The organism is Rivularia sp. UHCC 0363, from assembly GCF_034931125.1.
Classification (GTDB): Bacteria; Cyanobacteriota; Cyanobacteriia; order Cyanobacteriales; family Nostocaceae; genus Rivularia.
Genome location: NZ_JAYGHM010000036.1, coordinates 38,868 through 51,415, shown reverse-complemented (window position 1 = coordinate 51,415; position 12,548 = coordinate 38,868). Strand labels below are relative to the sequence as shown.

Below are 12,548 nucleotides of genomic sequence, written 5' to 3'. Positions count from 1 at the left end.
TCCAAAATCTAAAATCTAAAATCTAAAATCGTAATGAACGAAAAAATGATTTTCCGCAACCGCGTAGTTGATAAAAAGCAACTGAGAAAGCTGATTTCCTGGGGTTTTACTAATTACGGTACAGCTCGGACTGCGGTAATGGCGGATAAGTTAAAGGAGTTGGGTTTCCGTTACGCGACTCGTGCGGGAGTTTCTATTAGTGTTGATGATTTAATGGTGCCTCCTTCTAAGCGATCGCTCTTGGAAGCTGCCGAAGAGGAAATTCGCGCTACCGAGAAACGCTATCAACGCGGTGAAATTACTGAGGTTGAACGTTTCCAAAAGGTAATTGATACTTGGAACGGGACTTCGGAAGCTCTTAAAGACGAGGTGGTGAGTCACTTTAAAAGTACCGACCCCCTCAACTCGGTTTATATGATGGCGTTTAGTGGTGCGAGGGGTAATATTTCCCAGGTACGTCAGCTGGTGGGAATGCGGGGATTGATGGCAGATCCTCAAGGGGAAATCATTGACTTACCAATTAAAACTAACTTCCGCGAAGGTTTGACGGTAACTGAATACATTATTTCGTCCTATGGTGCGCGTAAAGGATTGGTGGATACAGCGCTGCGGACGGCTGATAGTGGTTATTTAACCAGACGTTTGGTGGACGTATCCCAGGACGTGATTATCCGCGAAACCGACTGCGGTACGTCGCGGGGAATTCCTGTCAGTCCGATGAAGGAGGGAGATAAAATATTGATTCCTCTGGGTAATCGGCTTTTGGGAAGGTCGGTTAATGTCGATGTGGTGCATCCCAAAACTGGTGAAATCCTGGCAACTCGCAATACACCGATTACTGAGGAACTCGCCGATGCGATCCAAGAGGCTGGAGTTGAATACGTAGAAGTTCGTTCTCCCCTAACTTGCGAAGCCGCCCGCAGCGTATGCCAGCACTGCTACGGCTGGAGTTTGGCTCATGCCAAAATGGTAGACCTTGGGGAAGCTGTAGGTATTATTGCCGCCCAAAGTATTGGCGAACCTGGAACCCAGCTAACCATGCGTACATTCCACACCGGGGGTGTATTTACCGGGGAAGTCGCGCAACAGGTACGAGCTAAAGCCGACGGGACTGTAAAGTACAAAGGTAAATTCCGCACTAGACCTTACCGCACCCGTCACGGTGAAGAAGCTCTGTTTGTTGAGACCAGCGGGTTGATGACTTTGGAACCCCAAGGCTCTCAAAAAGCAGCGGCGATGGAAATTAGCATCACCAAAGGTTCTACTTTATACGTAGCCAACGGCGCGAAAATCAAGCAGGGTCAACTGCTGGCAGAAGTTGCTTTGGGAGCGAGAACCACCAGGATTAATACTGAGAAAGCGGTCAAAGATGTAGCATCCGATATCGCCGGAGAAGTTAGGTTTGCCGACGTGGTAGCGGAGCAAAAAACCGACCGTCAGGGCAACACTACGACTACGGCAGTCAGGGGTGGTTTGATTTGGATTTTCTCCGGAGAGGTATATAATTTACCACCCGGAGCAGAATTGATAGTTGATAATGGCGATCGCGTTGAAACTAATGGTGTAATTGCCGAGAGCAAGCTAACTTCCCAACATGGTGGTGGAGTGCGGCTACCAGAAGCAACTCCGGGTAAAAGTACCCGTGAGATTGAGATTATTACTGCTTCGATCGTTTTGGATCGAGCTTCTGTGACGGTGCAAAGCTCTCAAGGTCGCAACAACTATTTAATTAGCACCGCAAACAACCAAGTATTTAACTTGAGAGCAACTCCTGGTACTAAGGTACAAAACTCGCAGGTAGTTGCAGAATTAATCGACGATCGCTATCGCACCAATACGGGAGGATTGTTGAAATTCTCTGGGGTAGAGGTACAGAAAAAAGGTAAAGCCAAACTTGGTTATGAAGTGGTGCAGGGAGGTACCTTATTATGGATACCCGAAGAAACCCACGAAGTTAATAAAGATATTTCGTTGCTGATTGTCGAAGATGGTCAATTTGTCAACGCTGGGGATGAAGTCGTTAAAGATATCTTCTGCCAAAACAGCGGCGTTGTGGAAGTGACTCAGAAAAACGATATTTTGCGCGAAGTGGTAGTTAAACCTGGGGAACTACTGATGGTAGATGACCCAGAAACAGTAATGAGTAAAGACGGCAGCTTCGTGCAGGCAGGGGAAGAGTTTTTGGGTACGACCTTTACCGAACTCCGCTACATCGAGTATGTAGAAACCCCAGAGGGTCCGGCAGTGTTGAGCCGTCCGGTAGTTGAGTTTCCCGTACCGACTAATCCCGACGTACCGAGTACCACTTCGGCAAATGAAGAAAGCGGACGTTCGATTCAGCTAAAAGCAGTACAAAGAATATCTTACAAAGACTCCGAACGCATCAAGTCAGTAGAAGGTGTAGAACTGCTGCGGACTCAACTGGTATTGGAGATTGGGGAAGAAGGAGACGAACACGGTACTTCTACTTCTCCTTTAGCGGCGGACATCGAATTAGTAACCGATGAAAACGACCCAGAAATTCAGCGCTTGCAGTTGGTAATTTTGGAATCCTTGGTAATTCGTCGTGATATTGCGGCGGATGCGACCCAAGGTAGTACCCAGACCAATTTGGAAGTGGAAGATGGACTAACCATAGAACCCGGTGCAGTAGTAGCGCGTACCCAAATCCTGTGTAAAGAAGGAGGTACGATCCAAGGTATAAAAGTAGGTACTGATGCACCTCGCCGCTGTTTAATATTGCGGAGCGCTGATATGTTTATCATCAACCTCTCGGAAGCTCCCACCTGTAAAGTCGGTGACTTGCTAGTAGAAGGTGCGGAAATTTCGCCGGGAGTATTCGCCGAACAATCTGGAGAAGTAGTTGAGGTAGGCACTGGGCAAAGCTCGTACGCTCCGCGTGAAGGGGAAGCAAGTATAGTACCAACGGGCGAATCTACACATTACGTTACTTTGCGGATGGGTCGTCCCTACCGGGTTAGTCCTGGAGCGGTGCTGCAAGTTGACGATACCGATTTGGTACAGCGCGGTGATAATTTGGTGTTGTTGGTATTTGAACGCGCCAAAACTGGAGATATTATTCAAGGTTTACCCCGAATTGAAGAACTACTAGAAGCTCGTAAACCCAAAGAAGGCTGTATATTAGCTCGGAGAGCCGGGGAAGTTAAACCAGTCTACGGTGATGGTGATGAGGCGATCGCGCTGAAGATTCTAGAAGCGGGAGGGGTAGTTACCGATTATCCCCTTGGACCGGGACAAAATATGGTGGTTTCTGAAGGACAGATGGTAGCTACCGGACAGCCACTGACAGATGGACCTTCCAATCCTCATGAAATCTTGGAAGTATTTTTCAACCAAGGTTCCGATGAAGGGGTTTATGCTTGTGCGAGCCATGCTTTGCAAAAAGTACAGACTTTCTTAGTGAACGAAGTGCAGTCGGTGTATCAATCCCAGGGTATTGAGATTTCTGACAAACACATTGAAGTAATCGTGCGTCAGATGACCTCGAAAGTGCGGTTAGATGATGGCGGAGATACTACAATGCTGCCTGGGGAGTTGATTGAACTGCGTCAAGTGGAGCAGGTAAACGAAGCGATGTCGATTACGGGTGGTGCAAAGGCACAATATACTCCAGTGTTATTGGGGATTACCAAAGCATCATTGAATACAGATAGCTTTATCTCTGCCGCATCCTTCCAAGAAACAACTCGTGTGTTGACCGAAGCTGCGATCGAAGGGAAGTCCGACTGGCTGAGGGGTTTGAAAGAAAACGTAATCATCGGACGATTGATTCCAGCGGGTACGGGATTCAATGCTTATGAAGAGATGGGTATAGTTGATGACTATGCTGCCGATATGAGCAGCGGCGTACTTGATGAAGTAGATGACCCCTTGGATATGGTGTTAGACGACCGTACAGCCCGTACTTACAATCTGGATTCCCCAACTATGGCGACCGAAGGGTTTGGGATGAGAAGTACTTCGCAATCGATATTAGATGATGATAACGATTTGATTGCCGATAACGAAGATATTAAAGGCTTAACGCCGGTGCAAGTTGATAATGATGATGACGATTTAGATGACGATGGCGACGATAGTATTTTAGGAGAATTTGACGATGATGATGACGATGAGGATGATGATGACGATGATTTGATGGACGACTAAAGGGACACCCCTCATAACTTATGTGGTGGAGTACTACTACTCGACCACATTAATTTTGCGGGGTAAGAAATTCGTATTGGGAGCGTCTCGCTCCCTGATGGTAACGAGCGTTCACGAAGTGTGCGTAAGCGCACACTTCGTGAGTCTGCGCTTACGCACACGCACTACGCTAAGCCCTCAGAACTTATGTGGTGAAGTACTACTACTTCACCACATTAATTTTGATGGGTAAATTTAACCGGAAGTAGTTGAGAAATTAATTTTTGTTTTGCTACATCTACAGTCTTCCAATCATCTAAAAGAATACCTCCCGTATCGTCGCTATTTGGATTCCAACTCCAGAAAGCAAAACTTAAGTTTTTCTTGTCGATGTATTTGACAAATTTATTTAACCAAATAGTTTCTTTTTCGTTATCATTCAAACGTCCGCCAAATTCTCCCACCAAAATTGGAGCGCGTTTCTGACTAGAAATATAGTTAAAACCGATTTGCCAGCGATGGACGAGATTTTGAGGAAACTTCTTGTCCGAAAAATAAGGCATATCATACACCCCAGGTCCATATTCATGGGGAGAATAAACTAATTTGTGGCGAACTGATAAACGTACCGGGTATTTCAGCACACCTTCTAAATTACCTCCTTGCCAATGGTGAGCTAAATATTGTCCGGGAACATTTTTTTCTACTCCTTCAACAACAATTAACCAATTAGGGTTTATCTTGCCAATAGCATTACCAGCACGTTCTGCTGCTAATCGCCAATCAGTAGCTAAATCATCAGTACCCCAGCTAGCTTTACCGTGGGGTTCGTTTTTTAAATCTGCACCAATCACGTTGGCTTGATTCTTATATCTTTGAGCTAACTGCAACCAAGTATTAATCCAATCAGCTTCAGTATACCCATCTCCATACCACAGTTCGGGGATTTGTTTGTCGTTAAGACGATGAGAGTCTAGTAAAATCAACAAATCTTGACGTTGAGCTTCCTCAACGATCGCGTCCATTATTTCTATAGGAGTTTTGCCTTCAAGCTGTTTATTACTACCAATACTGAAATCAATACCGCTGACTTGGGATGAACGGAGTGCTTCTACGGAGTATGGTAAGCGAATCAAGTTGTACCCTAATTGCTTGATTTGCCCCAACATCTCTTGATAATCCCGCTTCCACAAACCGTGAGGAGCATGGGTTTCTGTTTCTATTCCAAACCAGTTGACACCCCTAAGTAATACAGGATTTCCTTGGTTGTCAACAATTTTCGCTCCACGAGTTGAAAGTGGTAGCTGCATAACTGTTGTTGCTTGAGCAAAAGGTTGTTTGTATAGCGTGTTTGAAAAATTACTATTCAAGCACAACATTAAGGTAACGGTAAATATCAGTATTTTCTTATATAAGTTGATTTTTCGTAATTTGTTTTTGCCTGGGTATTCAAAGAGAGCGCGTTTGCAATATCTCCGAAATGACTTTGAAAAAAGATCAATTAAAGATAAAAAAATTAATAGAATACGCATAGTTCCTAAGTCCTTTCATTTAATTACTGTTTCGTCTTGATAGCTAGTAATTTGATTTGCAGCATCAAAAAATAATTATTTAATAAAATTGATAATAAATAAACAAATTAACACTTTAGATAGATTCTTGCCACACTTAATCTACTACCTAAGTATGAGAAACTTTTAAAATAAATTGTTCCAAACAGCATCAAATGTGAGTTTAGTAAGACTTAATCTATCTTGGTACAGCTAGCCAAAAAAAATAGTTTATATAAAATTTATTTACTTTATTTATTTCTTTATCTTAAAAGACTTGTCACTTAGGTATTTAACGAATAGATTGGAAACAAATAGAGCAAACAAATTCTATAACTACTCGATGTGCCGTAAAACGCATTATGTAAAAGTAGTTAAATCAGCATCTGTCGTTTTTTGTTTAAATAACCAAACTTTTAAATATGTCTCTATCTGCATTAACGAAATTTATTCTACCTCCAGTTTTAGCTTCAGCGGCTGTTTTTGCTGCAATGACGGTACCGCTTGCTGCGATTGGTGACAAACAAATTAATATTAAGTTTCAAGAAGAAACACTTTTCTTTGGTAAGCTCAGAGATGTTGCTTTACCTTACGTAGTAGTCTCTACCGGACTTAGTTTGGGGGCTGGAATTGCTGCTGTAGCAGTTTGTGGATGGCGGAATTCTTCTCGTAAATCAGCAGAAATCGAAGAGCAATTATCGCAATTAGAACAGCAATTACAGCAAAAAGAAGAATTACTCAAGGAATTTAAACTTTCAGAATCTCGACTGCAAGTTTCTGGACTCAATAATTTTTTGGATGAGCAATGTTATCCGACTTTGAATCCTCCAAGCATATCTCAGCCAGTTGTAGCGCAAATCCCACCACAAGTAGAAGCACCCGTACTTGAAGAGAAAAGACGAGATACGACTCCAGCTAGTGCTGCATCTGCGTTTGCTTCCGCTCAAAACTTCCTCGGCTATGCTCAATCAAGTAATATCAAAAAAGAACTGGTTAATATATCCCAAGTAAATCAAACTAGCATAACACCAGCAGAGTTTGAGCAACTACAAAGACAGCTTAGAGATATGATGTTGCAAATGCAAGCGATGCAAAACAATTTTCCATCAATATCTCAATCTACAGGTAATGTTAAAACACAAACATCAGATATTAGTATCTACTACGATACTCACGAGCCTCGACAAGTGAAATTTATTTAACAGAAATGACCGCAATTGTCACAAAAGCCAGGTTGGTGGGTGACACTAAAACCTTATTGTTGCGTTAAAAATCAAGCATAGTGTCACAGCACCCTACGAGCAGAAGATGCCTTTTTGCTAAGTCCTGTTTAAGTATGAATGACTCTCGGAATAGATAAGTAATTCCCAATCAAAAAATCTCTTTTTCCTAGCAGTAATTAACCAATTACTGCTATTTTTTTATTATTTAGGACTTATGCAAAGCCCCCCTAATTTATCGGGGGGTTGGGGGGATCTAAAAGTCTAGGATGCTTAATAAATCCTTGCGATTGCGTAAGTCCTATTATTATCTATCAAATTTTAATCAACGTATAAACTCCGAAGTTACCAGAGGAAAACTAGTCTGCTGGGATTTAGTGAGTGGAGGTAAAATAGCTCCGGATTCGGGTTGAGATTGAAGTTGAGATCGATTTCCCCAGCCATCATTAAAATCTTCTGGTTCTAAACGAGGTGGGGTTGTTTTACCTACGGGTAAGGGTATGGAACGGTACTGACTCGCTTGTACGTATTTTTCCCCTTCATTGGTAAATCGTAAAGACTTACCTTCAAGATTTTGATATTGCGGAGTGGATTGTTGAGGATTTTGTGTATCTGAAGATGGTAATTGACCTTCAGGATTGAAAGTCGCAATAAAGCTTACTTCAGTTTCAGGAGCTAATTTTTTGTAATGTCGATCTAATTGCCATACTTCCTGAAAATTTCCGTTAGGTGCAACTTGCCAAAGATTTAAGTCTACTGACCATTTTCCTTGTTTGACTTCTACTATTTGGCGAGCCAGAATTGAACGATTTATATTTCTATCATCGTCGATTATTTCTTCTGTATCTGCTGTAGTTGGTCGCAAATAGCGAACTGCTGTAACGGCAATACGGCTAGATTGGGGTAAATTCGTAGTACCGAGAACCCTGTATAAACCGTTGCTATCTTCTCTTTGTATGCCCTGTATTTCTAACTGTACTTCATTTTGCGATTTGCTCGAACAGCCAGAACTTAGTAATAAAAGCAGACTAGAAGCAATAACGGTGTTGTTTAAACGAAAATGTTGCTGTTTCATAAAATAGATGTTAATAAAAGCAGATTAAATCTGTAATTTCCACATTTTTATTTATTTTGCCCAGATTTAATCGTAAAATTACCACCTTTACAAACTCTTATTGTAAATTTATGAGCTTTGCAAACTACGTATTTTCCCCTCGATGATATGAATTTTTTTTGTTAAGGTGGCGACATTATGCAATGAAATATTTACTTATACATTAACTGGAGTAATGAAGCTTAAAACACTAGAGCGTGAAAAATTTATTTTGATCGAAGAATTTCATAAACACAAATCTTATGCGCTATTTTGCGCTGCTTCAATCTCGGTGTTATGGACTTTGGGTTTTAGCGATCGCGCTCTTGCCCAAATGATATCTTCTCAACAGGCTAATCAACCGACCTATTCAGGTGATTTGCTGCGAGTACCGCAGTCATCGATACCCAGTGGCAAAACAAAACTTCAATTAAAAGAAGTACCACCACCACCGAATGCTGCTAATACTGGTGCTGCACCGACCCGAAAACCAGCTACTTATTTACCGTTCGATAATATCAAGCAATTAGAAAACACTTTTATCCAAGAACAGATAAGTGGTAAAACTAAACGTTTAATCGAGCAATCCGTAGCCATAGGAGCAAAATCTATTGGTGGTCTTCAAACCGGGATTTATGAAGCGAGACAAATCAACGCTCAAGTTCCGTTACCGGCACCTCCGGGTAATAACACTCAGGAATTTGCGACCATTGCTCCTTTACCACCACTTCCAGGCACAAATGTACCGCAATCGAATCGTGCTGATGTACCAACATTCAATCAACTGCTAAATACCAGAACCTCGAACCCCCAAGAATACCTCAATACCACTTCTAAGACGGTACCAACATTTGCACAAATGCTTGATGCTTACCGCAGTTCGCAACCGTCAGTTTCCGTAACTTACGCACCCGTACCAACTTTTAATACACTACTTAATTCCCAAGGGGGAATACGTCCATCAGTTCCATTAACTACAAGTCAGCAGTTAGGAACGACACCGGTACCGCTAACACAAAACAACGAATTAAACCCTTTAAGAACTAGTGCAGCTTTAAAAGAATCTTCTTTAAGGGTCGAAGGTGTGTATGTAACTCAAGGAGGTGATACTTCCGCAAGAGCAAGACTGACTGGAGTATATCCGTTGACACCTCAAGTGTTGTTTGGTGCAACTTTGGATTTGACAAGCGAGGGTAGCTCTTTTGATGATTCCCGACGAGAAGGTTTGAATATCAACGAACTTTATCTCGCAACGTCTATATCGGGATTACCCAATCTGAGATTTGCAGTTGGTCAGTTAGATTTGACATCTTATTTTGACCGTAACAGTTTTGCCAAAGATGGAGCGAGTCAGTTTTTTAATCCAGTATTTCAAACTAACTCAGCTTTAGCAGCTACAGGTATAGCTTCCCATCCGGGATTGCTGGTTAATTGGAGCGTGACGGATAATATTGATGCTAAAGCTGCTGTTTTTTCATCCTCTGATAGCTTGAGCGAATTTGCTTTGGATGGATTTGCTGGAGAAGTTGGGGTTCGTTACGGTAATGCGATTATTCGCGGTACTTATAGCACTGCTAGAGATGCTGGAAACCGCGATACATTTCCAGAAAGCTTTCAAATTGCTCGCGGAAATGGTCAGTTTGGGGTTTTGAAAGACGATCGCGAAGAAGCATACGGTTTAAACGCTGAAGTTTTCATTCCCACTATGAAACTAGGTCTTTTTGGACGCTACGGTCGTTACGAAAATAGAGATTTGGGAGAAGGTGCAGATACATACGTTATCGGAGCGAGTCTCTTAGATTTATTTACTCCCGATGACCGACTGGGATTAGCCTACGGACGCGGTTTATCTAACTCGGAGAAGCGTCAAGGAAAGCAACTAGATGTACTGGAGCTTTATTACGATTTTCAGTTTTTACCCAATCTCAGATTAGGCTTTTCCGTCCAGGGAAGAGACGATTTTAACGAAACAGTTCTTGGTGTAAGAGTTAAATCGAATTTTGATGTCACTCCAAGAGGGATTGGTCGATGAGTCACAGACTAAACTTGCTTTATAAAGCTAATTTATGGCGACTCCAAGTAAAAACACAGAGTAAAACAATTCTCGGTATTACTTTGTTACCTTTTCACTTATTCGTTTTTACTTGTCCGATCGCATTGGCAACTTTGCAAAATATTCCGGTACAGGCTCAGTCATCGGGGGCAACCCAACGGGGTTATAATCTGCTCAAAAAGGGATGGGTGGATGATGCCATTACTGCTTTTGAGCAAGCTTTAAAAAGCAACCCGCAATCTTTACAAGCCAAACTCGGTTTAGCTATTGCTTACAATCGTGCAGGACGTATCGAAGCCGCATTTCAAGCTTATCAACAAGTATTGGCTCAAGACCCCACAAATCAAGCGGCTTTAAAAATTGTGGGGATGATGGGTGCTTATCGTCCGGAGTGGAACAAACCCGGCATAAAAGCTCTCAACACTTTACTTGAGTTAAACCCCGATGACCTGCAAGCTCGTTATCACCGGGCTTTACTGTATTCCTATCAGGGACAGTTTAGTGAGTCGATCGCTGATTTTCAAATTGTGTTAGCGAATAATCCTTCACCAGAAGCAATCATCGGTGCCGCTCAAACTTATAGCTACAGTGGTGATTATCAAAAAGCCAAGGAATTATTCAACCGCTATCAAACGACTGGAAAACCTATAACCGATTACGCTGCGGTTGCTTACGCTCTGACCTTACGTAAAACTGGCAATCCTCAAGGAGCCATCGAAATTTTACTTAGCCAGTTACGTCGTTCTCAAACCCTCGACCAGTTAGGCATACTTACTCGTGCGGAATTGGCTCAAGCTTATGTTGCTAATAAACAAGAAGCCGAAGCTTTAGCCGTATTAGATCCTTTACAGGATAAAGAAGAAGCGATTTTACCCTTAGCGCGATCGCTAAATGAAATTCGTAAGATTACAAACAACGCTACCCTTACGGAAAGAATCACTAATTTATACCGTCAGTCCCTTGCTAATAACCCAAATCCTTCCCCCACCCTGCTGCGGGAAATTGCTGATGTATTCAGTGGTTTACCCCAAGGTGAGGAAACGGCATTACAGCTTTACAAACGTTTAGCTGCTACCTTACCTAACGATAAAAGTTTGGTGTTGCGGCAACTGGCTTTGGAATATAAATTGGCAATGATTACCAAAAGCGATGTGAAACAACGCTTAGCCGCTACACTACAAAATTTACCTACAGACTCAGTAGAACTACAGCAGCTAGCAGTAGCCTTAGCCGATTTAGATGCTCCCGACCCCCAACTTTTACCCCTGTATCAAAATCTTTTGCAAACAGGGGTTAACGTGCCGTTTTTAAATTTTCGGGTAGCTCAGATGTATCTGCAACTCGACAACACAGTTCAAGCGAGGCAAGCTTTAGCCGAATATACGGCAACATCCCAAGGTGCGTCAGACATGACGACACAGTTGCTCGCAGCAGAAATCGAACGACGGGAAGGCAATTTAGAAGCCAGCGCTCAACGGTACTTTGCCATACTTACAAGCAATCCCAAAGCAGATATTGTTGATGGTGCTTTACGTGGTTTAGTAGGTGTGAAGGTGCAGCAAAAGCGTTTTGAAGAAGCTTTAGTCGTATACGAGCAAGTATTAGAACGCAACCCCGAAGATATAACTGCTCAATTGGGACGTACTAGTGTTGCGTATCAAGCCAAACGCATTTCTAAACCAGAAGCAGAAGCGGTTTTAAATAATTGGTTGGCAACTCAAAAAGCAACCAATACTCCACCAGAACTATATAGTTTGGTCGTACAGCTACCGACTGACCCGTCTCGTGAGTCGCTGTATAATTACTTGGTTGAGGTTGATTCTAGTAACATTAGATTACAGCAGCGGTTACTGGAAGTTATCGCCCAACGAGACCCGAACGAAGCCCGCTTGCGAATGAAACAGTTGATTGCTAATGCTCCAACTAACGTTAATTCAGAACGCATAGCCCTGTTAGCTCGGGCTATTGGTGATTTAAACATGGCTGGTAAAGCTTATGAAAATATTCTTAAAGAGCAGCCAGATGATGTAGATGCTTTAGCTGCTTTGGGGGGAATTCGCTTCGAGCAAAGACGGTTTGAATCGGCAGAACAAATTTATTCCACAGTCTTGGAACAAAAGCCGCAAGACGAACAAGCACGTCGCGCTCTTGCTGGGCTGAATGCGATTTTTGACAAACCTTTAGCAGCAATGAAAGCTCTTGAACAATTGCAAATCGAACAAATTGCCAGTGGTGAAAGAGACCCAGAAATTTCTAACCAAATGCAGCAAATACAAGAAGATTTTCTGCAAAGACGGGGTTTTCAACCACCTTGGGAGAGCTACGAACGTCGCGGTAAAAATCGGTAAAAAATTCACCTTCATGCAAATTTTTGATGAAGAATAAATTTTTTAGTAATTATACGTACTAACGAGGGAATAGTAATACCAGGAGACTAGATTTACTTTCCCTGTCAAACCCAATTCTCGTTGCAATAATTTTCC

5 protein-coding genes and 1 pseudogene are annotated in these 12,548 nt (G+C 42.5%); 4 read left to right on the top strand and 2 right to left on the bottom strand.

Going from position 1 to position 12,548, the window contains the following annotated elements:
• Positions 1-33 precede the first annotated feature (33 nt).
• The gene (locus VB797_RS20170) at positions 34-4,170 is read left to right on the top strand and encodes a DNA-directed RNA polymerase subunit beta'' (RefSeq protein WP_323239523.1); all 4,137 of its coding nucleotides are present in this window, start codon (positions 34-36) and stop codon (positions 4,168-4,170) included.
• A gap of 233 nt (positions 4,171-4,403) precedes the next feature.
• On the opposite strand, the pseudogene VB797_RS20165 reads toward VB797_RS20170, so the two are convergent.
• A pseudogene (locus VB797_RS20165) lies at positions 4,404-5,459 on the bottom strand (glycoside hydrolase family 5 protein); the annotation flags it as partial.
• A 662-nt stretch (positions 5,460-6,121) separates the two neighbouring features.
• Here VB797_RS20165 and VB797_RS20160 point away from each other — a divergent pair.
• Complete coding sequence (locus VB797_RS20160; protein WP_323239522.1) at positions 6,122-6,901, top strand: hypothetical protein; 780 nt, start codon at positions 6,122-6,124, stop codon at positions 6,899-6,901.
• A 343-nt stretch (positions 6,902-7,244) separates the two neighbouring features.
• Here VB797_RS20160 and VB797_RS20155 read toward each other — a convergent pair whose 3' ends face one another.
• Positions 7,245-7,994 (bottom strand): hypothetical protein, encoded by a 750-nt coding sequence (locus VB797_RS20155; protein WP_323239521.1) that lies wholly within the window; start codon positions 7,992-7,994, stop codon positions 7,245-7,247.
• 214 nt (positions 7,995-8,208) lie between these two features.
• Here VB797_RS20155 and VB797_RS20150 point away from each other — a divergent pair, with 214 nt between their 5' ends.
• Together VB797_RS20150 and VB797_RS20145 are read left to right on the top strand one after the other, a co-directional pair.
• Complete coding sequence (locus tag VB797_RS20150) at positions 8,209-10,044, top strand: carbohydrate porin (RefSeq protein ID WP_323239520.1); 1,836 nt, start codon at positions 8,209-8,211, stop codon at positions 10,042-10,044.
• Positions 10,041-12,413 (top strand): tetratricopeptide repeat protein, encoded by a 2,373-nt coding sequence (locus VB797_RS20145; RefSeq protein ID WP_323239519.1) that lies wholly within the window; start codon positions 10,041-10,043, stop codon positions 12,411-12,413. The genes VB797_RS20150 and VB797_RS20145 overlap by 4 nt, the downstream gene beginning before the upstream one ends.
• Positions 12,414-12,548: the final 135 nt, after the last annotated feature.

Coding starts and splice junctions, on each gene's coding strand:
- VB797_RS20170 (WP_323239523.1), top strand. CDS start 34: ATGAACGAAAAAATGATTTTCCGCAACCGCGTAGTTGATAAAAAGCAA.
- VB797_RS20160 (WP_323239522.1), top strand. CDS start 6,122: ATGTCTCTATCTGCATTAACGAAATTTATTCTACCTCCAGTTTTAGCT.
- VB797_RS20155 (WP_323239521.1), bottom strand. CDS start 7,994: ATGAAACAGCAACATTTTCGTTTAAACAACACCGTTATTGCTTCTAGT.
- VB797_RS20150 (WP_323239520.1), top strand. CDS start 8,209: ATGAAGCTTAAAACACTAGAGCGTGAAAAATTTATTTTGATCGAAGAA.
- VB797_RS20145 (WP_323239519.1), top strand. CDS start 10,041: ATGAGTCACAGACTAAACTTGCTTTATAAAGCTAATTTATGGCGACTC.